General features: G+C 60.4%; 15 protein-coding genes. 7 read left to right on the top strand and 8 right to left on the bottom strand.

Annotated elements, in window-relative coordinates:
- The first annotated feature begins 62 nt into the window (after positions 1-62).
- Positions 63-782 (top strand): hypothetical protein, encoded by a 720-nt coding sequence (locus tag RBR41_RS11845; RefSeq protein ID WP_413785157.1) that lies wholly within the window; start codon positions 63-65, stop codon positions 780-782.
- 226 nt (positions 783-1,008) lie between these two features.
- Here the strand turns inward: RBR41_RS11845 and RBR41_RS11840 are convergent, their stop codons facing one another.
- Complete coding sequence (locus tag RBR41_RS11840; RefSeq protein WP_320352817.1) at positions 1,009-1,914, bottom strand: AraC family transcriptional regulator; 906 nt, start codon at positions 1,912-1,914, stop codon at positions 1,009-1,011.
- A gap of 237 nt (positions 1,915-2,151) precedes the next feature.
- On the opposite strand from RBR41_RS11840, the gene RBR41_RS11835 reads away from it, so the two are divergent.
- Positions 2,152-2,601, top strand: a complete 450-nt coding sequence (locus RBR41_RS11835; RefSeq protein WP_320352816.1) for a GyrI-like domain-containing protein — start codon at positions 2,152-2,154, stop codon at positions 2,599-2,601.
- A gap of 333 nt (positions 2,602-2,934) precedes the next feature.
- Here RBR41_RS11835 and RBR41_RS11830 read toward each other — a convergent pair whose 3' ends face one another.
- Complete coding sequence (locus RBR41_RS11830; RefSeq protein WP_320352815.1) at positions 2,935-4,284, bottom strand: sugar transferase; 1,350 nt, start codon at positions 4,282-4,284, stop codon at positions 2,935-2,937.
- A gap of 282 nt (positions 4,285-4,566) precedes the next feature.
- On the bottom strand, positions 4,567-5,736 hold the full coding sequence (locus RBR41_RS11825; protein WP_320352814.1) for a glycosyltransferase family 4 protein: 1,170 nt from the start codon (positions 5,734-5,736) through the stop codon (positions 4,567-4,569).
- A 275-nt stretch (positions 5,737-6,011) separates the two neighbouring features.
- Between RBR41_RS11825 and RBR41_RS11820 the strand changes: the two genes are divergently transcribed.
- On the top strand, positions 6,012-7,034 hold the full coding sequence (locus tag RBR41_RS11820) for an SDR family oxidoreductase (RefSeq protein ID WP_320352813.1): 1,023 nt from the start codon (positions 6,012-6,014) through the stop codon (positions 7,032-7,034).
- Positions 7,035-7,632: 598 nt separating this feature from the next.
- Here RBR41_RS11820 and RBR41_RS11815 read toward each other — a convergent pair.
- The 4 genes from RBR41_RS11815 to RBR41_RS11800 all read right to left on the bottom strand — a co-directional run bounded on the left by RBR41_RS11815 (position 7,633) and on the right by RBR41_RS11800 (position 14,216).
- Positions 7,633-9,939 carry a hydratase gene (locus RBR41_RS11815; protein ID WP_320352812.1) on the bottom strand — a complete coding sequence of 769 codons (2,307 nt, stop codon included), beginning with the start codon at positions 9,937-9,939 and terminating at the stop codon, positions 7,633-7,635.
- 48 nt (positions 9,940-9,987) lie between these two features.
- Entirely contained in the window at positions 9,988-10,875 is an 888-nt protein-coding gene (locus RBR41_RS11810) for a LysE family translocator (protein ID WP_320352811.1), read from the bottom strand.
- Between the two features lie 140 nt (positions 10,876-11,015).
- Positions 11,016-12,158, bottom strand: coding sequence for an NADP-dependent isocitrate dehydrogenase (gene icd, locus RBR41_RS11805; protein WP_320352810.1), 1,143 nt, complete (start codon positions 12,156-12,158; stop codon positions 11,016-11,018).
- A 222-nt stretch (positions 12,159-12,380) separates the two neighbouring features.
- Positions 12,381-14,216 (bottom strand): cache domain-containing protein, encoded by a 1,836-nt coding sequence (locus RBR41_RS11800; protein WP_320352808.1) that lies wholly within the window; start codon positions 14,214-14,216, stop codon positions 12,381-12,383.
- 401 nt (positions 14,217-14,617) lie between these two features.
- On the opposite strand from RBR41_RS11800, the gene RBR41_RS11795 reads away from it, so the two are divergent.
- The 4 genes from RBR41_RS11795 to RBR41_RS11780 all read left to right on the top strand — a co-directional run bounded on the left by RBR41_RS11795 (position 14,618) and on the right by RBR41_RS11780 (position 21,812).
- Positions 14,618-16,852 (top strand): ribonuclease catalytic domain-containing protein, encoded by a 2,235-nt coding sequence (locus RBR41_RS11795; RefSeq protein WP_320352807.1) that lies wholly within the window; start codon positions 14,618-14,620, stop codon positions 16,850-16,852.
- Positions 16,853-17,162: 310 nt separating this feature from the next.
- Positions 17,163-17,801, top strand: a complete 639-nt coding sequence (plsY, locus tag RBR41_RS11790) for a glycerol-3-phosphate 1-O-acyltransferase PlsY (RefSeq protein ID WP_320352806.1) — start codon at positions 17,163-17,165, stop codon at positions 17,799-17,801.
- A gap of 183 nt (positions 17,802-17,984) precedes the next feature.
- Positions 17,985-19,430, top strand: a complete 1,446-nt coding sequence (gene thrC / locus RBR41_RS11785; RefSeq protein ID WP_320352805.1) for a threonine synthase — start codon at positions 17,985-17,987, stop codon at positions 19,428-19,430.
- Between the two features lie 330 nt (positions 19,431-19,760).
- Positions 19,761-21,812 (top strand): methyl-accepting chemotaxis protein, encoded by a 2,052-nt coding sequence (locus RBR41_RS11780; RefSeq protein ID WP_320352804.1) that lies wholly within the window; start codon positions 19,761-19,763, stop codon positions 21,810-21,812.
- 309 nt (positions 21,813-22,121) lie between these two features.
- On the opposite strand, the gene RBR41_RS11775 is transcribed toward RBR41_RS11780, so the two are convergent.
- Positions 22,122-23,582 carry a diguanylate cyclase gene (locus RBR41_RS11775; protein ID WP_320352803.1) on the bottom strand — a complete coding sequence of 487 codons (1,461 nt, stop codon included), beginning with the start codon at positions 23,580-23,582 and terminating at the stop codon, positions 22,122-22,124.

The raw sequence follows: 23,582 nt of genomic DNA, 5'->3' as shown, positions 1-23,582 counted from the left end.
CAGGCCAGGGGAGCAGAGGAAAGCAGACCTTGAAGTACAAGGAAAGTCTCTCCATCATTTTTATGAGGGATAACGGCCCCCGGCGCAGTTTTCGCGTACGGCGGGGCCTTTTTTACACTGTTTTGTGCTTTTTCGCCTGCCTGCCCCTGCTGAGCGCAGGCCTTGGCTGGCAATGCTGGAAACTCTGGCAGGACAACGGCATCCTGCGCGCCAACATGCTGCGCTTCGAAAGCGATTACCAGGAGGCGCAAGCCACCGCAGAACGCCTTGAGCACCTTGAAGACCTGCTGCGCGAGGAAAACGTGCAGGGGCGCACTCTTGTGCTGCGGCGGCTTGGCGGTGAAGACGTTGCCAAACCGGGCGAGGCTGCCCCGGCAGACAGGGAAGAGACCGTCAAGGCTGAAGCGCCGCGCGGCGTTGAAGGGCCGGGGCATGAGGAATTTCCCGCCATTGATCGCGACTATGTGAAGGTGGACAACGTGCAGGTGCGGGCCTTGCGCGGCGATAAACTGCGCATGGCCCTTGATTTGCGCAATACCGACAATCAGCGGCTGGCCTCCGGCTCGGTTTCCGGAACCCTGCTTACCGCTGACGGCTCCAGGCACCCCCTGAGCTTTGACCCGGAAAATGTGGGCGATTTTCGCATCAGCCGCTTCAAACGCACTGTCATTGTGGTGCGCCTGCCAGGTCGGCTCAACCTCGTGAACGCCCAGGTCATCCTTGAAGTGCGCAACCAGGACGACAGCGTGGTGTTCCGCAATATCTTTCCCGTCGAACAGTAGATTTGAGTATTTTGAAATATTTTGTGGGGAGATGCTTTGTGGGGGAGGGACCCTTTTGAAAAAGGGTCTCCTCCCCCACGCCCCCACCCCCTAAAACTTTTATGGGGGTTTAGCGCAATTCGACGGGTTTTCTGATCATAAGCGCAGGCGTCAAAACCTGCACCTTCCTGCATCATTCCATCTCAAAACACGCTGCAAAAGTCTGCAAACACCGCCGCCTGAATGGTCATTCCGGCTTCATCGGGATGAATATTTCCGTCAGCAGGTCTTCGGGGGCCGTTGTTTGCGGCGAATTGTAGTACGCCTCAAAACCGGGGTCGTTGACAGGCTCGCGCCCGCTCTGCGGAAACCACTGGCCGAAAAGCGAGCGGTAGGCCGGGTGCAGCAGCGCATAGTCCCCTTGCACCTTCATGGCCACGTAGTCGCACTCACTGCCGATATGCCGCAAAAACAGTTCCTTGTTGCGCAGCAGATCCCGTATGGCCGGGGTTTCTTCGCTCACGCCCTGTGGCAGGCTCACGCAGACGTCCATGCGGCATTTGTCCTTGGGGGTGACGTCGGGATTGTCATGACTGACCCCGTAGGCCACCATGCCCTCATGCAAAAGACCAGCCGGCCCCAGCAGGGAAAACAGGTGCAGCCAGGCCGCCCCACAGTTCTCATATGGGCCGGTGTGACGCATGGCGGCCACCAGCAGGGGCGCAAATTTCGTGACCCGTATTTCCAGGGCGGGCACGCCGACAATCTGGTGATGAAACAGCGGGGCATCGGGATTCTGTTTGCGCGCCCGCGTCAGGTGTCCGTCGGTGCGTCGGTACTCGGACGGCAGCGCGTCAAAGTGCGCGCGAAAGGCCCTGGTGAACGCGTCCACGCTTTCATAGCCCGCATCAAGGGCTATGAGGGTAATGGGGTCGCGCGTATGGGCTACCTGCTGGGCCGCTCTTTCAAGAAGCAGGCGGCGCACATAGGCCGCGACGCTTTCCCCCATCATGGACGAGAAAATACGGTGGAAATGGTAGGGGGAAAAGCAGGCGATTTCCGCAAGTTCCGCAAGATCTGGCCGGGAGTCGAGACTGTTTTCTATATGCCGCAGCACACGGTGCAGGCGCTCTTCATATGACAATGTTTTCATGCTGCTCCGTCGAAAACTGCATTTATCGGCTGAACGAAAACTTTGAAATGTAAAGCATTTCAAAGTTAATCTGCTTCAGGATGAACGGAACCGCAAAAAAAGTCGAGCACGTTTACGCGCGAAAGTGCAGGCTGCAGATCAAGCGCCGTTCCCGGCCGCTTGCGGCCCCGGCGACGTGCCGGGTACAAGCTGCGCGGCCTGCAATGAACGGCAGCACCAACCATGAGGAGAATTTGCGTGAGCGACTTCAACGTGACGATTGTGGAATACCCGGCCAAGCGCCTCACCGGCATAAAGGTGCGTTCCAACATGGCTAAAGCGCAGGAGGATTGCCCCGCCCTGTGGCAGCGTTTCTGCACCGACTATGCGCAGGTCATGCCCACTGCGGCCTATGGCGTGACTGTCATGATCAATGCGGAAGACTTCGACTACTGGGCAGCCGTGGAAGACAAGGGCGGGCGTCTGCCAGCCGACCTTAAGCATGTGGACATTCCGGCGGGCAAATATGCGGTTTGCAGCGTGCCCAACCTTGCGAGCATCGGGGAAGCGTATAGGTTCATTTTTCAAAATTGGTTCGCCAGCCAGCAGACGTATGCCTATGACGAACAGTCACTGAGCTTTGAGCTGTATCCCTCGCACTGGAGCGTGGAAAATCCTTTTGAGATCTATGTGGGCATAAAGGGCTAAAGGCTTCGGTCGCTCCGACCGGGCAACCCGCTTTCGGGGCAACACCAGCCCGCGACGACAGCGCGCCCTTGCCAATGCATCGACCTGGTATTTGGCAAACGAACCAGGCAATTTGGCTTTTTTAAAGTACGTGGCCCAGCCAGAGCCCCTGCTGCGGAATGGCGGAGCCGCCTTTACGTACAAAACAAAAACCCCCTGCGTCGGCGAGTTGTTACGCCGTTGCAGGGGTTTTTATGATGTTGTCGTTAAGAGTTTTAGGGGGAGGGGGTGTGGGGGAGGCGACCCTTTTGCAAAAGGGTCCCTCCCCCACAATGTATTCCGCGAGCAACAACCCTAGCGCGCGCCCTTGGGAAAGAGCACCACGCCGACGGTTTTGAAGATGATGTTGATGTCCAGCAGAATGGACATGTTCTTGATGTAATACAGGTCGTATTCCAGCTTGCGGCGGGCGTCTTCTTCGGACGCGCCGTAGGGGTAGCACACCTGGGCCCAGCCCGTGAGGCCGGGTTTAACCGTGTGGCGCAGGCTGTAGTAGGGTATGGTTTCCTTGAGCTTCTGCACAAAGGCCATGCGCTCGGGGCGGGGGCCGATAAAGCTCATGTCGCCTTTGAGGATGTTCCATATCTGCGGCAGTTCGTCTATGCGCACCTTGCGTATGAAGCGGCCGAAGCGGGTCACGCGGGCGTCCCCGGCGCTGGCCCAGACGGCTCCGTTCTTTTCGGCGTCAGCCCGCATGGAGCGGAATTTGTACACCGTAAATTCCTTTTCAAACAGTCCCACGCGATCCTGCTTGTAAATGACCGGGCCGGGGGATTCCAGGCGCACGATGAGGGCGGTCAGCAGCATGATGGGCGTGGCGGGTATGAGCAGCACCAGTGAAATGAGCACGTCCAGGGCGCGTTTGAGCCGCCGCAGTGAGCCGCGCGTGTTCAGCGAAAAGCCTTCTGTCTGCAACAGCCATTCGTCCGTGATCTGTGAAAGCGGCAGGCGCTGCACCACGTGTTCGTAAAAACTGCGAATATCCACAACCATGCTGCCGCGAAGCTTGGCTTCAAGCAGATCATGCGCGATGTCGTCGTCAATGGGGGCATCGGGCAGCAGCAGGATCATTGTGGCCTTTTTTTCGTGGGCTATGTCCAGCGCCAGAAATGGCGGGCCAAGGCAGGGGCCTGCGTCCGGGCCCTGATCGTGTTCGCCCACATAGCCGATGATTTCGGCCTGGGGCAGCCCTTCGGCCAGCAGTTGCCGCACTTTGCCGGCACGGTCAACGCCCACGAGAAGAATGCGCAGGGGATGGGTGAGCTTGTGCGCATTGAGGTGATACAGCCAGCGCCAGAACAGGCTGAAGCAGAAAGAGAGCACAAAAAGCGAAACAACGGTTTCACGGTCAAAACGCCAGTGCTGGAAGGCGTAGGAGGCCGTTGCCGATGAAATGATGGCCAGCAGGCAGGCCACAAGCACGCGGCCCGCAGTTTCCTTGAAGTCTTCCTGACCCACGCTGTAGGCGTCAAGAATATAGAAAAACAGCATGTAAAAGAAGATGGTAAAGAGCGTGGCGCCGGTATAGTCGTCAAAAACGCTCAAATCCGGCGCAATAGTGGTCAGCCCGGAAATTGCCAGGGCCAGCAGGATGCAGAGCAGGTCCAGCACCTGTAAAAGTCCCATACGATAACTGCTTATCATTGCAAAATATCCTCTAGAGCATTTTACCTTAGCGAGCGGTGTTCACAAGGTTTTACGGGCTCACTTTGGTGCTTGGCAGCGTAATTATATTAGCTTCCTTCGTCGCAATGGCTAAAGCTCGACTGAATCAACGCCACGTGAAAATTCTTGCAGAGCAGTCAACCATTTATTGGTAAGCTGCTCTCAATGGCGCGTGCGCCTTAATGCTGTCGCCAGGGCGCGCAACAGCCGGGGCAATGGTAACGCAGGATTGCCCCGGGGAAATGCCGGTTCGGCAGGGGGTTAGCGCCCCGTGCTGTCCGACTCCGGCGATGCCGGAACGTGCATGTCTTCAAGGATGCCGTCAGCTACCTTTTCGGCGTCAAATTCGTTCAGGGCCATCTTGCGTCCGGCAGCGCCCATGCTTGCCATGAGAGCGGGCTGGAGAATGAAGGCCTCCATGGCAGACGCAAGGGCCTTGGGATCGCGCAAGGGTACAAGGTAGCCATTGTGCCCGTTGCGCACGACCTCGCGGCAACCGGGGGCGTCAGTGACAACGGCGGCGCGCCCCATGCTCATGCCTTCCATGATGGAGGTGGGCGTGCCCTCGCGCCACGAAGGCAGCACCATGACGTGAGCCGCGCTTATGTAGGGGCGCACGTCCCGCGTTTCGCCAAGATATTCGATGCCGCCGTGGTCTTGCCACAGGCGCACCTGCTCCAGGCTGATGCTGCCAAGCCCTTGCTCTTCAGGCCCCAGCAGCAGAAAACGCGTATGGGGATGCCTGGCCTTGAGTTCATGCGCAGCCTGGGCGTATTCTTTCAGCCCTTTGGCTTCAAGCAGGCGGGCCACCAGCAGAAAGACCGGCGGCTCGGTCAGCGTGCCGTCATCGGCAAGGCCGGGCAAGGGCGTGGGGGCAAAGCGGGCTGTGTCCACCCCTGTGCCGCGCGCGCGCAGGACGCGCGACTTTGGCCGCAGGATTCCGGCTTTCTGGAACGTGGCGATGTCGTCTTCATTCTGAAAAAAAATGCCTTCAGCCCCGGAAAGCGCCGTGCGGTACAAGAGGGCGCTCAGGCGGTTGACGCATTTTTTAAAAAAGCTGTCAGCCTCAAAGGCGTAACCGAGTCCGGTGATGGTGGCGTAAATATGCGGCACGCCAGCCACACGGGCCGCAATGCCGCCGTAGATGACGGGCTTGATGGTGGAGGCAAAGAGCAGGTCGGGTTTTTCATTTTTGAAAATGCGCAAAAGCGCCCCGGTGGTGCGCAGGTCGTTCAGGGGGTTGAGCCCCTTGCGATCCAGCGGATAATGTTGCACCTGCGCCCCCTGGGCCGCCAGAATCGCCTCCGCCCCCGGATCGCCGGGCGGCGTGCAGCAGATCACCTCATGGCCAGCCCGAAACATATGGCGCACCAGTACGCTCCAGAAATTGCTCATGGACCTGGCCTGATTGCCCAGAACTATGATCTTCATTCTCTCGCGGCTCCCTTTGGCGCTGACACCGGTCTGTCACAAAGGCAGACCGCGCTCGCATGCAAATAGCTATAGCATCTGCAAGGATAACTGAAAAGGGGCTGCCGCGCCACAAATTCGATTTTGCTACATTGTCGCGGCATTTTCACACGGGCTGGCGCCAGACGCGCACGGCTTTACAGCCCGGCTTGAGCAGCGTAACATTGCTCAAGTCTGGTCAGGAGGTTATATGCCTGCCCGCCCGGATACAAATCATTGCAAAACAGGACGCAACTATGAGCGCGTATTCCCAATTGTGTGCCTCCATGCAGGCAGCCCCCTCCCGCTGGTTGATTACGGGCGTTGCGGGTTTTATCGGTTCCAACCTGCTTGAGCATCTTTTGAAGCTTGGCCAGACAGTCATCGGGCTGGACAACTTTTTGACCGGCTATCAGAAAAATCTTGATATGGTGCGCGATATCGTCGGGCCTGAAGCCTGGAGCCGTTTTACCTTCATTGAAGGCGACATTCGCGATCTGGACACCTGCCATAAAGCCTGCCAGGGCGTACAGCACGTGCTGCATGAGGCGGCGCTGGGTTCTGTGCCGCGCTCCATTGATGATCCCTTGCTGTCCAACAGCTGCAATATCACGGGCTTTCTGCACATGCTCGTGGCCGCCCGCGACGCAGGGGCCAAGAGCTTTGTGTACGCCGCCTCGTCATCAACCTATGGCGATTCGCCGGAACTGCCCAAGGTGGAAGACAAGATCGGCCGCCCCCTGTCGCCCTACGCCGTCACCAAGTACGTGGACGAGCTTTATGCCGACGTGTTCAACCGCTGCTACGGCTTTTCCACCGTCGGACTGCGCTACTTCAACGTTTTCGGCCAGCGCCAGGATCCCTACGGCGCATATGCCGCCGTTGTACCCCAGTGGTTCGCCAGCCTCATCAAGGGCGAAACCGTCTTTGTGAACGGCGACGGCGAAACCAGCCGCGACTTCTGCTACATTGACAATGTTGTGGAGGCCAACCTGCTGTCCAGCTTTGCCCAGGGCGAAGCCGTCAACACCATCTACAATGTGGCCTTTGGTCAGCGCACGACCCTCAATGAGCTTTTTGACCTTATCCGCGAAGAGGTGGCCCGCCATAGGCCTGAAGCCGCCAACGCCAAGGTGGAACACCGCGATTTTCGCGCTGGCGACGTGCGCCACAGCCTGGCCGACATCAGCCGCGCCGCGACCCGGCTGGGGTATGCCCCCCGCTTTGACGTGCGCCAGGGCCTGCGCCTGGCCGGTGACTGGTACGCCGCCAACCTGTAGCCCAGCTTTGCCAGCCGACAGCGGGCCAGATTTGCCAGCGCTGTCGCGCCTCGACGAAAGTACTGAAAAAGCCGTCAGCCCCTTGTGGGCTGACGGCTTTTTTGCGCGCTGTGATGTCAGTTTGAAGTGCTTTGTGTGGGGGAGGGACCCTTTTGTAAAAGGGTCTCCTCCCCCACGCCCCCACCCACCAAAACTTTTATAATAGAGCATGTTAACTTTGAAAAAGTGTAAATGCTCCAATGCTGCACGAACGTGCGGCGCGCCACAACGTGGCTGAATGAAAACTTTGAAATGTGGAGTATTTCAGAGTTAATCTGCTCTAGAAAGCCCACGCGCCTTCACGGCGAACGGCTGCTCCTGTGGTGGTCAGGACACTATCAACCTAAATTTATTCTGTATTTGTAGTAAATTGTTTGTGAGCGGCGTGCATCTCGCAGCGGCTGCCCATGGAAAGCCCATCAAGGTAGGGAACTCTCTATAGCCGACAGAACTATGAATAAGAGTTTTAGGGGGAGGGGGTGTGGGGGAGGGACCTTTTTGCAAAAAGGTCCCTCCCCCACAAAAACTTCAAACCAATTCGCCTAACGAACGTGCGCGCCTATTGTTTGCGCGTGGAATTGTAAAAGTTGATCAGGCAGCCATCGAGGATGATCTGACGTTCGTCATCGGTCAGGTCCTTGAGTGTCAGGGCTATCTGCTCGGCGCTGCCGTTTTCGCGCACGACGTAGGCCAGTATGGTCGGCTCGGCGTTCTGCACGGCCTTGCGCACGTTGGGCACGGCCAGCCAGTCGCCCACCTTGAGCGTCGCGGCAAGATCGGCGTCGGTGATGAAGGGCAGCATGCCCCAGTTGATAAGATTGGAGCGGTACCGCTTGGTGGCGTATTCCACTGCCAGGTTGGCCCAGCCGCCCAGCACCTTCTGGCAGGAGGCAGCCTGCTCGCGTGCCGAACCGTCGCCGGGTTTCACGGCAAAGATGGTGGACCCGATGCCCACGTTCTTAAGGTCGGAGGCTCCCTGCAGGATGTCCAGCCCGCAAAGGGCGAAAAGGGCGCGGGCGCGCGCCATGAGCACAGAATCTGCCGGATTGGCAAGCCGCGCCTTTTCCATGGCGTCCACAGCCTTGGCGCGCCCGACATAGTCGGGGTCTTTGCGCGACAAAGTGTATTCCGCCAGTTTGAGGGGGTTGGAGCGCAGCGACGATGTTTCGCCAGAGGGGATAAGTTCGTCCGTGGTGGTCACGGGATCGGTGATGACGCTGGCCACCTGGAGCAGCAGATGGTCGGTCAGGGCGCTCATGGCGGGCCAGTCCGCGATATTGGGGCCAAAGATCAGGGGCACTTCGGGCTTGGGATGGCCAAAGCCGTTGTAAACGCGGCGGTGGTAGATGAGCGGCTCGAAGCGGTAGTCGAGGTTCACGTCGGCAAGGCCGGACGCTGACCAGTCAAGGTCGGTGGCCGGGGTCAGGCGGCCGCCGTTGGCCGCCGTGGCGGCAATGGAGCGGGCGTCCATAAGGGCCACGGCTGAAAGCTGTCCGTTGGCGGGCTTGGAGCCTTCGCGGTTGGGGAAGTTGCGTGTGGTGTGCCGGATGGACAGCGCGCCGTGCGCCGGGGTGTCGCCCGCGCCGAAACAGGGGCCGCAGAAGGCGTTTTTGAGCACAGCGCCAGCGGCCATGAGCTTGGCCGTGGAGCCGTTGTTGACCAGGGCCAGGCCCTGCGGTTCGCTGGCAGGGTAGACGGACAGGCTGAAGGCCAGGTTGCCCGTGCTTTTGCCGTCAAGGATGGCGGCGGCCAGCGTGATGTTTTCAAAGCTGCCGCCAGCGCAGCCGGCGATAATGCCCTGATCCACCCACACGCCGCCGTCGCGGATCTTGCCGCAGAGGTTCAGCCCCCTGGCGGCGTCGCCAAACTGTTTGCGGGCTTCGTCTTCCACCTGGGCCAGCAGCTCGGGCGCGTGCCGCACCACTTCAACCACGGGGTAGGCGTTGCTGGGGTGGAAGGGCAGGGCAATCATGGGCACGATCTTGCCAAGGTCGATGCGGATAAGGCCGTCATAACAGGCCGGGCCTTCAAGGCGCAGTTCCGCGTAATCATCGGCGCGGCCGTGCTTTTCAAGGTACTGGCGCACCTTGGCGTCCGTGGTCCATATGGACGAAAGACAGGTGGTTTCCGTGGTCATGACGTCGATGCCGCAGCGGTATTCCACAGAAAGGCCTGCAACGCCGGGGCCCATAAATTCCAGCACCTTGTTTTTCACAAAGCCGTTCTTGAACACGGCGGCGATAAGAGCCAGGGCCACGTCCTGCGGGCCGACGCCGGGGCGCGGCTCGCCTTCGAGCCAGACGGCGATTTTTTGCGGATTGGTCACGTCATAGGTCTTGCCAAGCAACTGCTTGACGAGTTCCGGGCCGCCTTCACCAATGGCCATGACGCCCAGAGCGCCGTATCGGGTGTGGCTGTCGGAACCAAGAATCATGCCGCCGCATTTGGTCATCATTTCGCGCACGTACTGATGGATGACAGCAAGGTGCGGGGGCACGAAGATGCCGCCGTACTTTTGCGCGGCCGCGAGACCGAAGAGGTGGTCGTCCTCATTGATGGTGCCGCCCACGGCGCAGAGGCTGTTGTGGCAGTTGGTGAGGGCGTAGGGCACGGGAAATTCCGTAAGGCCGCTGGCACGGGCCGTCTGGACAATGCCCACGTAGGTAATGTCGTGGGAAGCCAGGGCGTCGAAACGGATGCGCAACACGTCTTCGCTCTGGTCAACGGTATTATGTGCGGCAAGAATGCGGGCGGCCAGGCTGTTTTTGCGCGCGGCTTCCACGTCCACACCCTTTGCGCGGGCCTCTTCGGCACTGCGGATGGTGTTTCCGTCAATGACAACGGCATTGCTTATGAGTTCAATCATGGTGGCAGACCTTCCTGCTGGGTTTTGGAGTCGCTGGCGCGACGCTGGTTAGCGGGACTGCGCCGCGGCCAGTTTGAGGCCGAAGGCTATGAAGATGAAACCTGTGAAGCGTTGCAGCCAGAGCTGAAAACGGCTGTTTTCAAAAATGTGGCGCACACGGCCCAGCATGTAGGCCAGGGGCACGAACCAGAAAAGGCACAGGGCCGACATGATGCCGCCAAGCTCCAGAAACTGGGGCGCCAGCGGGGCGTGGGGGTCAGTAAATTGCGGCAGAAACGTCAAAAAAATGATGACTGCCTTGGGGTTAAGGGCATTGGTCAAAAAACCCTGACAGAAAAACGACCACCATTGCCGGGACGAAAGGCGCGGTGCCGCAACAGGGTTTTCAGCCGTTCCGGGAGCAATTACGTGAACGTCTGCGGGAGCGCCTGGGCGGGCATCAGCGGGAGCAATAGCGCGGGCCGTTGCGGGAGCGCCTGGACGAACGTCTGCGCGGGCATCTCCGCCGTCGCGCGGCGCGGTCTTTACCACGGCGGCGCTGACGGCTCCGCTGTGGCGCAGGGCCTGGACGCCAAGCCAGATAAGGTAGGCCGCGCCCACATACTTGAGCACGCTGAACCACAGAATGGACTGGGCGATAATGGCGGATATGCCCAGCATGGCGGCGGTGGTGTGCACGCAGATGCCAAGGGCCACGCCACAGGCCGCAGCCTGCCCCTGCGGGCGGCCGTTGAGCAGCGATATCTTGGCGATGAGGGCAAAGTCCGGCCCTGGCAGCATCACCAGTATGGCCGCCATGGGTATGAAGAGCAGCAGGTTTTCCAGTGAAATCATGACAACAACCTTGGCGGTGAAAAGAAGGATGTACTGGTGCAAGGCGCTTTGCTCGCCCTGGTGTGCGCTGTAACGGGCCATGACGGGCGCGCTGTCAGCCATGAGCGTGTGCGCTGTCGGCCGTGCGCATATCTCCTCTCTGCGCTGCCCCGTTTTACCGCTGTAAAGAGAAGGGATGCCCCGGTTGCGGCCCTGCCGCAGCAGGGCCAGACATGGGGGCCTCCCTTCTCTGGTAGGGCCTGCTAGAGATATGCTCCGATGATGTCGCCGAATTCCTTGCAGCCCACCACGCGGGAGCCGGTGACCTGTGCGGCCAGGTCTTCGGTGACGGACTTGCCCGTGATGGCCTTGCCCACTGCCTCGCGTATGCGGTTTGCCGCATCGTGCTGGCCCAGGTGTTCCAGCATGAGCGCCCCGCACAGGATGACGCTGCCGGGATTGGCCTTGTCCTTGCCTGCAATGGTGGGAGCTGTGCCGTGGGTGGCCTCGTAAAAGGCGAGGGTGTCGGACATGTTGACGCCGGGGGCCAGGCCAAGGCCGCCCACCTGCGCTGCCAGCGCGTCGGAGATATAGTCGCCGTTGAGGTTGGGGGTGGCCAGCACCTGATACTGTTCAGGACGCAGCAGGGCCTCCTGGAACATGGCGTCGGCTATGCGATCCTTGACCACCAGACGGCCGGGCACGGGCTCTTTTTCAGTGCAGGTGAGGTCGCCGAATTCCTGCGCGGCCACATCGTAGCCCCACTGGCGAAAAGCGCCTTCGGTGAACTTCATGATATTGCCCTTGTGCACAAGGGTGAGGCTTTCCTGCTTCTGGTCCAGGGCGAAACGCAGGGCGCGGCGCACAAGACGCTTGGAACCGGCTTCGGTCATGGGCTTGATGCCCACAGCGGCATTGTCGTTCACCTTGGTCACGCCAAGCTCGTCACGCAAAAAGGCGACAAGCTTGCGGGCTTCGGGGGTGTTGGCGGCAAATTCCACTCCCGCGTACACGTCTTCGGTATTTTCGCGAAAGATGACCATGTTGACGCGTTCGGGGTGCTTGACCGGGGTTTCCAGGCCCTCAAAGTGCCGCACCGGGCGGATGCAGGCATAGAGGTCAAGGGTCTGGCGCAGGGCCACGTTAAGGCTGCGCATGCCCGTGCCCACGGGGGTGCCCAGAGGGCCCTTCATGGCGAGTTCGGCATGGCGCAGGGCTTCAAGGGTGGCGTCGGGCAGGGGGTGGCCCGTTTCTTTCACGGCTTTGTCGCCGGCCAGCAGTTCCACCCAGTCAAGAGTAAGGTCGGCTCCGGCGGCGCGGATGGCCCCTTCGATAACCGGGCGGGCGGCCTGCCAGATTTCCGGGCCGATGCCGTCGCCTTCAATCCAGTACACTGTCTTGCGCATGTTCCCCTGTCCTTTTGAGTGTCAATAAATATAAGGCAGGCCGGGCACCTTGAATCAGAGTAACTTTGAGAATGTTCATTCTCAAAGTTCAAGACACGCTCGCTTCGGTGCTTAACCGCGCAAGTAAATAGCGCTGGCACCTTTGCGGCGGGCGTCTGCTCCCGCAGCCGCCAGAGCAGTTTTAAAGTAAAACTGCTCTTAGCCCGGCCCATCTGAATAACGCTAGTCGCCGTCGTCGTGCTCGTCCACTTCGTGCTGGAGAGAGCGCGCACGCTTGAGCAGTTCCTCGAGCTGGATGTCCACGCCGATGACGCCCACAATCTTGTCCTTTTCGTCAGTGACGGCGCAGGACACGGTGATGATGAGCTTGCCCGTGAAGTGCGACTGGTACACGTCCATAATGTGCAGGTCGCCGCTCTGCATGGGCATCTTGAACCACTGGCGGCCGGAGAAGTCGTAGCCGATGGGCAGGGCTTCGTAGGTTTCCTTGTACACGGGGTCGGTGATGGCCGAGCACTTGAGGCGGCCCTGGGCGTCCGTGAGGTAGCAGTACTGGATAAAGGGATATTCGCGTACGAATTCGTCCAGTCTGCCGCAGGCCTTTTTGCCGAAGTCCAGCAGATCCTTGTTGCGCACGAGCCGCACAATGATGTTGGCGGCCAGTTCGCCCGCCAGCTGCTTCATGTGGTCGAATTCCGAAGCAAAGAGTTCGGGCATGAACTTTTGCACCAGCGCTTCCATTTCTTCGTGCGAGAAGTGGGTGGTGCGCCCGGTCTCTTCGTAAACGGCCATGATGGCGTCGTAGATGCTGCCCACGGCAGGATGCTTTTTGGAGACCTGCTGGTCTTTTTCAAGATGGAGATTGGTGTTGATCCAGTACGCCACGCCGGCGCGGCCCGTCTTGTCGGTGATGATGATGGGCACGGGACGGCCGAGCAGATGGTTGGTGTCGAAGATATTGTAGATTTCTTCGTTCTTGGCCAGGCCGTCGGCGTGTACGCCCGCGCTGGTGGCGTTGAAGTCGCGTCCCACAAAGGGATAGTTGTGGGGGATGCGGTAGTGCAGTTCTTTTTCAAAAAACTGGGCTACTTCGTCCAGAATGGTGGTGTCTGCCGCAGCATCGTCGCCCGTGAGGGAGATGTACTCAATGAGCAGGGCTTCCAGCGGGGTGTTGCCGGTGCGCTCGCCAAAGCCGAAAAGCGTGCTGTTGACCGCGCCGCAGCCGTGCAGCCACGCGGTGACGCCGTTGACCAGCACCTTGTGGAAGTCGTTGTGGCCGTGCCATTCAAGCCACTGGCCGGGTACCCCTGCCTCATCGGTAAAGGCGCGCACGATGCGCTGCACCGAGCGGGGCAGCGCCGCGCCGGGGTAGGGCACGCCATAGCCCATGGTGTCGCACAGGCGGATTTTGACAGGCATGCCGCTCTGGCTCGAAAGTTCCATGAGCCGCTGGGCAAGGGGCAGGCAGAAGCCGTAAATGTCGGCCCTGGTGATGTCCTCAAAGTGGCAGCGGGGTATGATGCCCCACTCCAGCGCCTGTTCGGCCATGCCCACATACATGTCCATGGCCTGCTGGCGGGTTTTGCCCAGCTTGAGAAAAATATGGTAGTCCGACACGCTGGTGAGCATGCCGGTTTCGTCAAATTCCATATCGCGGGCCAGCTTGAGGTCGTCCTTGGTGGCGCGTATCCAGGCCGTCACCCGGGGAAAGCGGTAGCCCCTGGCGCGGCACACGTCGATGCACTTGCGGTCCTTGGCGGAATAAAGAAAAAATTCCGAGGCGGTGATGAGGCCGGTTTTGCCGCCAAGACGATGCAGAAAGTCAAACATCTTGGCCACCTGCTTGACCGTATAGGGCGGGCGCGCCTGCTGGCCGTCACGAAAGGTGGTGTCGGTAATGCGCATCTGTTCCGCAGGGCGCGGAGCGAGCAGCACTTCGTCAAAGGACGTGCGGCAAATACTGGTATAGGGAAAAAGTTCGCGGTAGAGCTGGGGTTTTTCAGGCTCCTGCATGATCAGGGTGCGGCTGCCTCCGCTTTGATGGATGATATTGCTCATATGCTCCCGCCGGCTCGCGCTGTGCGCGCGGAAAAAAGTTGTCCGTGGAGCACTTTTATAGCGGCTTCGCGATTCCCCGTCCAGTATGCGCGGGGCGCGCCATTTCGTGGGTAGTGCGCGCCAGGGCCGCCATAATGAGGCAATTTAATTAAAGTATATTATTCAGCATGTTGTGTGCATGCGCGGCCGCCCAAGGCGGGTAATATCCGCATGCGTCCGTGTATGGCGCAAGTCGGTAAACGGGCGCTTGCGGGCTTTTCAGGTAAAATACGCATTAAAATGAGAGTCGTATGGCGGTGTCGTTACGCGGGCACTTGCCAGAAAAGCAAAAATAAAGGATTGTCCCTCTCGAAGGCGCGCGGCGGTAAGGCTTGTCTGGCGCGACTTCTGAAGGAGCAGGCATGTCGGATTGTGTGCGCTACCCAGCGCCGGGCTGCGTGGTGGAATATATGGAGGGCAATGCTGTTCAGATTGCCCTGATTACCGAAGAGGCCGGGGGGCGTTTGCGCCTTCTTTTGCCCAACCGCCGTGAAACGCGGCTCAATGCCTCGCGTCTGCTGCCCTGGCTCGGCCCCTTGCACGGGGCGGATCTTGGCCGCGACGAGGCTGTGCGCCTGCTTGAACAGCATAAAAAATGCCGTGAGGATCTGGCCAGCGACGTGCCCGTCATGGACGTGTGGGAGCTGGCTCAGGGCGAGGTAAACGTGGCTCCTGCCACGTGGTTTGCCGAGCTTTTTACCTCCGACCCCTCTGCGGACCAGGTGTCCGCCTATGGCCGCGCCCTGCTGGCGTGTAAAAGCCACTTTCGCTTTCAGCCGCCGGACTTTCAGGTCTTTCCCGCTGACATGGTTGAAAAACGCCTGGTGGAAGAAAAAACCCGCCTTGAACGTGAAGCCCTCATAGCGGGCGGCGCGGCCTTTTTGCGCATGCTCTGGGACGTGGCCTGTCGCAAGCGCGAACTGCCGCCGCCACCGGCGGAAGGCGCGAGCAGCGGCGAGTGGCCGTCCGCAGACGTTGCGGAAAGTCTTGAAGAAGTGCTGCGTTCCCGCATGGTTGATCCTGAAGGGCAGGAGTTCGATGCCCTGTGGCGCACCCTTGGCAAGGGGCTGCCCGATGTGCCCCATTTGCCCCTGCAACTGCTGGTGGCCTGGGGCAAGGTGCCGCCGCACTACAATTTCTGGCTGGACCGCGCTGGCTTTGCCCCCGGCGACGACTGGTGGACGGCGTACCGCGATGAAGTGGACGCGCTGGTTCACGCCGCCGAGAGCGGCCAAATGCCCGATGCGGCGCTTTTTACGCCTGCCGCGCCGACGCCGTGCATGTGCGACGATGCCGCCGCGTCCATCCCTGCTGCCGCCCCGGCGATTTCCCTGCTTTTTGAACCCGGCCCGCTGCCCGAAAGTCCCCTGCCCTTTGTCAGCATAGACAGCGCCAGCACCCGTGACGTTGACGACGCCTTTCATGTGCAGTCCACGGATGACGGCTATCTGTTGACGTTGGCCCTGGCCTGCCCCGCCCTGTACTGGCGCTTTGGCGGCGCTCTGGACAGAGCGGTGCTGCACCGCGGCACCAGCATCTACCTGCCCGAAGGCGACTGCCACATGCTGCCGGAAGTTCTGGGCACGGCCGCGTATTCGCTGCTGGCGGGCACGCCGCGCCCTGCGCTGTGCGTGGAGATTCCGGTGGACGCCCATGGCCGTTACGGCTCGTGCCGTACCTATCTGGCCCGCGTGCGCCTTGCCGCCAACCTGACCTACCGCGACAGCCAGGCCGTGCTCAATGCCCAGTCCGAGGGCGTTGCCCTGCCCGACAATCCTGCTGCCGCGCATGCCGGGCAACTGTCCGTGGGGCTTGAACTGGCCCGCAAACGACAGAACGCCCGCATTGAAGACGGGGCCGTGGTGATGGACAGGCCCGATCCCGTCATATCGCTTGAGGGCGAGGGGGCCGACGTGCGCGTGCATGTGGGGCCCGACTACTGCGCGCCCGATGCGCAGATGCTGGTGGCGGAAATGATGATTGTTGCCAGCGCCGCTGTGGCCCACTGGGCCAGGGAGCGCGGCATGGCCATGCTGCACAGGGTGCAGGACGTGGTTTTGCCCCGTGAATACGCTGGCGTCTGGAGTACCCCGCAGGACATGACGCGCATAATGCGTGCGCTGACTCCTTCGGGGCTTGAAGTGCAGGCCCGGCCTCACGCGGCTCTGGGGCTTGATCGCTACACGCCCGTGACCTCGCCCCTGCGCAGGTATCCTGATCTTGTCAACGAGGCTCAGGTAGTGCATTTCTTGTGTACAGGACAACCCCGCTGGAGCGAAGACGCGCTTGTGAGCCTTTTGCACGCGCTTTCGCCCGCACTGGACGGCGCCGGACAGGTGCAGCGCTTCCGCCCGCGTTACTGGAAGCTGCTGTTCTTTCGGCAGCAGGGTGACAAGGTGTGGTGGTCCGGCGTGATCACGGAGGAAAACGACGCCTTTGTGAGCGTGAGTCTTCCGGATCAGGGCATGTTTGTGCGGGGCAGGCGTAAGCTTTTTGACGACAGGGCGCACCCAGGATTGCAGGTGGATGTGCGCATCGGCAAGGTACACCCCCTGTATAACGAGATCATGATTCTGGAAGCGGCCACCACAGGGTAGCGCGAGGGCGCTTGCCCCGCCTGTGTGGAATGCCCGTTGTCCGGGCGGCTCGTGGCGAGGTTATTGACCGTGTGCCTTGCGCGCCGCCGGAGAGCTTTACGGGTGATGACAGCGATGCTGGTAAACAAGCCCCAAGGAAACGCTGATGTATTCCGTTTGGCGGTTTTGCTTCACTTTTTTTTAAACAGTCGAGGACGGAAGAGTCCACTTCTGCTTGAAAAAAGATCGCGCCTTGCCAAAGAAAATACCTGCGCGTTTCCAGGATGCTCTTTAATCAGTGCTTCCCTAACAGCATATGGCGGAGAGAACCATGCTGGAAGTTTTATGGATTGCCCTGGCCTATGTACTCGGCTCCGTACCGTGGGGACTGGTCATTGCCAGAACATTTTGCGGCCTTGACCCCAGAGAGAGCGGCAGCCGCAATACCGGAGCAACCAACGTGGCGCGCCTGTGCGGCTTCAAGTGGGGCGTGGTCACGCTGTTGTGCGACGTGCTCAAGGGCGCAGTGCCCGTGTGGCTGGCCTTCAGAGTCAACGCCTCCCCGGTTTTTGTCAGCATTGTGGCCCTGGCCTGCGTGCTGGGCCATGTTTTTTCCTGCTTTATGAAGTTCAGGGGCGGCAAGGCGGTGGCCACAAGCATTGGCGTGTTTCTGCCCCTCGCCTTATGGCAGCTGCTTGCGGCTTCGGTGCTGTGCCTCCTGGTGATCTGGCGCAGCGGCTTTGTGTCCCTGGGTTCGCTGACGCTTGTCACGGCCCTGCCTGTGGCATTGGCCGTCAGCGGCCAATGGACATGGCTGCCTCTGGCCCTTGGCGTCTGGGCTGTGGTGGTCTGGAAGCACAGGGAAAATATCGCCCGCCTGCGCGCCGGAACAGAAAAAAGCTGGCAGAAAGGCAAGAGCCAGTGTGACGCTCCCTGCGCTCCGCAAGGCAAAGGCCAGGACGAAAAATAGCGCCCCGCCCGTAGGGCTGGAGCGCCGCATATTTTGGATTGCCCCGCGCCTTTTGCGCAGGGCGGGTAAAAAGCCTCGGAAAGCGGCTTCGGCAGCAAGCGTTTTTGCAGCCGAAGGTGGGGGAAGAAAGGTTTTTTACGCAAAGTCTCTCTTCCTCCGGCTTGCCAAGAAGGAGTTCGTCTTATGTCCCACGCGGATTTTCCGGCCTATCGCGGCCGCATGGAGTATGTCTGCCTTGACTGCGGCGCGCGCTACCCCGGCGACGACCTGCTATACACCTGCCCCCAGTGTGGCGGTGTTTTTTTGCTGGAAAACCTCGATTTCGCCAAGCTCAAGGAGCGCAGCGGTCAGGAGTGGCGGCAGGTTTTTGATGACCGCTGCGCCACCCGCGTGACGGCCCTCAAGGGCATTTTTCGCTATTACGAACTACTGGCCCCGCTGCTGGACCAGGACGACATCGTCTATCTCGGCGAAGGCATTACGCCCATTGTGGAGGCTGCCCCGGCCCTTCGTGATCAGGTTGGCGTGTCCTTTGCCTATAAAAATGACGGCCAGAACCCCAGCGCGTCCTTCAAGGACAGGGGCATGGCCTGCGCCTTCAGTTATCTGAAGTGGCTCTGCCGCCGCAACAAGTGGGACGAAGTGCTCACGGTCTGCGCCTCCACGGGCGACACGTCGGCGGCCGCCGCCCTGTACGCCTCCTATGTGGGCGCTCCCTTGAAGTCCGTGGTGCTTTTGCCCCACGGCAAGGTGACGCCGCAGCAGCTTGCCCAGCCTCTTGGCAGCGGCGCTACCGTGCTGGAACTGCCGGGCGTGTTCGACGACTGCATGAAGGTGGTGGAGCTGCTGGCTGAAAACTACCGTGTGGCCCTGCTCAACTCCAAGAACGGCTGGCGCATTCTGGGGCAGGAATCCTATGCCTACGAAGTGGCCCAGTGGTATGGCTGGGACATGACCGACCAGTGCCTTTTTGTGCCCATTGGCAATGCGGGCAACGTCACGGCCATCATGTGCGGGCTGCTGAAGATGCTGGATCTTGGCATCATTACCAGCCTGCCGCGCATTTTCGGCGTGCAGTCCGAGCATGCGGACCCCGTGTGGCGCTACTATGACGCCCCCAAGGGTTCGCGCCACTGGCAGCCCGTGACCGTGCAGCCCAGCGTGGCCCAGGCGGCCATGATTGGCAATCCCGTGTCCTTCCCCCGTGTGCGCATGCTGGCCGAGCGCTTTATTGAAGCTGGCGGCGAGCGTGCTTTCCAGGTGGTGCGCGTGACCGAGCAGCAGATCATGGACGCCATGATTGTTGGCAACCGCCACGGCCATATCGCCTGCACCCAGGGCGGCGAATGCCTGGCTGGCCTGCGCAATGCCCGTGCCCTCGGACTTGTGGGCGACCACGAGCATGCCGTGCTGGACGCCACTGCCCACGCGCTCAAGTTTGCCGGTTTTCAGGATATGTACTTCAATGACGCCTTCCCGCCGGAATACGGCGTCACGCCTGACAAGAGCCTTGCCAACATGCCGGAACTCCTGTTGCCCCAGAGCGCCAGGGTTGGCCGGGAAGTGGCGGAATTTGCCAGCATGGGCGCGGATGCCGTAGTGCGAAGGCTCAATCTGCAAAAAAAATAGGTATTTTAGATCTTGTTTGATGAAATGCGGTGGCGTAACAGTAGTTGTGCCACCGCATCTCTTTTTGTTTGTACTCCGGATCGACAGAACCGGAATACAGGCATGAACTTTAGAGCAGTTAGCCCATGTAATTGGTTAACTGCTCTAGATCATAGTAACTTTGAAATGCTTTACATTTCAAAATGTTTATTCAGCAGAGCTTTATCCGTGGCTTTCTCCGTCGCAACGGCTAAAGCTCGGCTGCATCCACCCCACGTTGTGGCGCTGCACGAACGTGCAACGTCAGAGCAGAGGCATGAACGCTGCCAACTTCTATAAAGAGAGGAAAGGATGTTTTCCAGTATCAGGACGGCAATGCTGCTGCTTGTGGGAGGGGTTGTCATTGTAATCCAGTCCCTGCTTATAGGCGTCGTGGTCAAGCTCAGTCACGACTCCAGTCTGGAAGTGCGCACGCACGAGATGTTCCTCATGGCCCAGACCATTTCAAAATCCTTGTCCGACTTCGGCCAGCAGCAGGCAATGCTGGTGCGCGGCGTGGCAAAGGCCCCAAGGGTGAAGGATTTTCTGCTTTCTGGCGCGGGCATCGAAGGCGCGGCCACCTTTCTTTCCGTCATGTCGCAGGCGTCATCGGATGTGAACACGCTGTACCTCTTTGACCGTCAGGGCAAGCAGCTGATCGTCCGTGCGCAGGGCAAGGACGGCAAACTCAGCGATCTTGCCGACCGCGCGTATGTTCAGGCGGCCCTGGCTGGCAAGGACGGCTTCAGTTCCTCCGCCACCACGAGCTATGCCACGGGCAAGCTCATTGTCAGCGTGACCGCGCCGGTGCGCGATGACAGCGGCAAGGTCATTGGCGGCGTGGGCATGTCCTACGCCATTGAAGGCCTCATGAAGAACTACATTCAGAGCATCAGGCTGGGCAGCGCGGGACATCCCTTCGTGATCTCGCCCGAAGGCATCGTGATCGGGCATCCCGACAATGAGCTTGTTCTCAAGAATCTCGCCGCCGAGTCCGGTATTGCCGACATGCTCAAAAGCCCCTCGGGTCAGGGCCTCACCTACACGGACAGCAGCGGCCAGCCACGTATGCTGGCCTGGGCCAGCGTGTCCAACTGGAACTGGATTGTGGGCGTGACCATGACCACGGCTGAAATTGAGGCCCCTGCCCTTGAACAACGCAATATCATGCTGCTCATGGGCGGCATTGCCGTGGCGGCGCTGATCATCATCACCCTCATTGCCCTGGACAGGATAGCTGTGCGCCCCCTGCGCCAGTTGCAAGGCTATGCGGCCGAGGTGGCCGAGGGCAGGCTGGACAAGACCTTGCTGCTCAGATCGCGCAACGAGATAGGCAGACTGGCAGAAAATCTGCGCACCATGGTGGCAAGCCTCAAGGACATGATAGCCCAGGCTGAGGAAAAAACCAGCATGGCCAAGCTTGAGTCCGACCGCGCGGCACAGGCTACGGTAGAAGCGCAGAAAGCCCGCGCCGCCGCAGAAAAAGCCAAAGCCGAAGGCATGCTGCATGCCGCTTCCAGTCTTGAGGGAGTTGTGAAGGCCATTACCGATGCTTCCGGAGCGCTGGCGGCCCAGGTTGAGCAGTCCAGCAAGGGGGCCGAGCAGCAGAGCGCCCGCGTCAGTGAAACGGCCACCGCCATGGAGGCGATGAGCTCTACCGTTACCGAGGTGGCCCGCAATGCTGCCGAGGCCGCTACCTCGGCGGATCATGCCAGATTAAGGGCCACGGATGGGGCCGATGTGGTTTCACAGGTCGTCAACGGCATCGGACATGCCCAGGCGCAGGCCACGGAACTCAAGGAAGACATGAACGCCCTGGGCAAACAGGCCGAAAGCACGGGGCAGATACTCGGCGTTATTTCAGACATTGCTGACCAGACCAACCTGCTGGCCCTCAATGCCGCCATAGAGGCCGCCCGCGCTGGCGAGGCCGGGCGCGGCTTTGCCGTGGTGGCGGACGAGGTGCGCAAACTGGCCGAAAAAACCATGAGCGCCACCCGCGAAGTGGGAGCGGCCATTATTGAAATACAGAACGGAACCCGCAAGAATGTGGGCCACGTTGAGCAGGTGGTGAACAGGATAGACGAAGCCACGGCCCTGGCCGGAGCCTCGGGCGAGGCCCTGCGGGAAATAGTGTCCCTGGTGGAAACGACGTCCAGCCAGGTGCGTTCCATCGCCACGGCGGCGGAACAGCAGTCCGCCACCAGCGAGGAGATCAACCGCTCGGTGGATGAAGTGAACCACATCTCCGCTGCAACCTCCGAAGCCATGCGCTTGTCGACGTCGTCTGTGGCCGAGCTTACACGCCAGGCGCAGGTGCTGCGCGAACTCATCGAAAGCATGAAGAGCGAAGGCAGGGGATAGCGCCAATATGGCGTAAGCCTGCTCTGGCGTCGCAAATACTGTCAGCCCCTTCAGACTGAATGTGCCCCGGCCTGCGTACAAAAGCGCATGCCGGGGCGTTTTTTTGCGTGAGAACAGCTGTGCCGAGGCCGTGGAAGGCGGGGCCGACCGCGACGGCATATAGCCGCCTGCCGACCCTTCCGCAAATGTTCATAGGACTGTCCCCGTCGGGACATGCCCGTGGGGACATGCCCTCAGGCTTAGGCCCGCAGGCGTAGGCCCTCAGGTTTGGCCCCTCAGGCTTGGGCCCTCAGGCGTAGGCCCGCAGGATCAGGCTGGCTGCGCTGCCGGGGTGCAGGTCATTTCCTCGCCATAGGTGTGGGTGCGGTTGCGCCCGGTGGATTTGGCGTCGTACAGGGCCGCATCGGCGTTGCGTACCAGCAGCTTGCCGTCGCTGCCTGCGTCCTTGCCGGGCACAAGGCTGGCCACGCCCAGGCTTACGGTCACAAAACCGTTTACCGGGGAAGCGGGGTGGGGCAACTGCTCGCGTTCTATCTCATTGTGTATGCGCAGGGCCACGGCACGGGCCGTGTGCGTGTCTGCTCCCGGCAGAAGCAGCGCAAATTCCTCGCCGCCGTAGCGGGCGCACACGTCTGTGGAGCGGGCGGCCCGCGTCATGGCGGCGGCCACGCGCTTGAGGCATTCGTCGCCAGCCTGATGGCCGTAATTGTCATTATATATCTTGAACTTGTCCACATCCAGCATGATGAGTGCCAAGGGCTGCTGCCGCTCCTGCGCAAAACGCCAGAGGCCGCGCAGGCTGTCGTCAAAGGAGCGGCGGTTGCGCACGCCGGTGAGGCCGTCCACAAGCGACATCTTCTGAAAGCGGTCATGCTCGGAAACCAGCTTGTTGGACTGTATGGTGGCCTTGCTCAGATAGGTGCTCAGATTGTCCAGTGCGGAGGCGATGTTGCGTATCTCCACAATGCGGCTGCGTGGCAGAAGCAGCTTTTTGACGCCTGTGCCCAACTGATCGAGATAGGCCATGATGCCGCGCAAGGGGCGCGCCAGTTGCAGGCGCAGAATGGCGTAGAGCGCGGTCATGCCCGCGCCGAGAAAAAGAAAGCCCAGCAACAGCCTGTTTTCAAAATCGTGCGCCAGGGCGGCGGTACGCCGCAACTGCCCGTGCATTTCATCAGCAAGGGGGTTACGCGCCTCGATGCTGGCCAGAGCAGTGGTAAAGTCGGTCAGGGCCGCGTCCATGGCCATGCGCACAGCAACAAGACGTCCTGCGGCATACGACGTGGCGCTGACGTTGGCGGTCTGGTCGCCGTGGTCGCCGTCGTGCCGCAATCCTGTTTTCTGCGCCACAGGCGGGTGGTTAAGCGCGGCTTCCAGATCGTGCGCCTGGGCGTGCAGGACAGCCAGCCGTTCAAGCGCGTTCACGGCTTCCTCCCAGTGCTGGCGCTGCACAATGGCCCCCTTCGGCGGCGCTTTGCGCAATTGCGCTATGGCCGCCTGCACGTCCTCACGGCTCTGCGTGCCGGACTCTGCAAGCACCACTTCGCCCAGAAGACGCCACAGGTCTTTTTTCTGCCTGTCCACCTGATCAAGGGCTTCGGTAAGGGGCAGGTACGCGCCGTAAATTCTGGTGCTGGCCACGCTGATGTCGCGCGCCATGTTCATGTAATAGAAAAAACTGGCCGAAAATATGAGGCCCAGCACAACGATGCCGCTGCTGAGAAAAGCGTTGATGCCTATGCAGGCGTCCTTTTTGTCGTCGGGAGCCAT

Origin of the sequence: Desulfovibrio sp. (genome assembly GCF_034006445.1) — a bacterium.
Classification (GTDB): Bacteria; Desulfobacterota; Desulfovibrionia; order Desulfovibrionales; family Desulfovibrionaceae; genus Desulfovibrio.
This window is presented reverse-complemented; position numbering and strand designations above follow the sequence as displayed.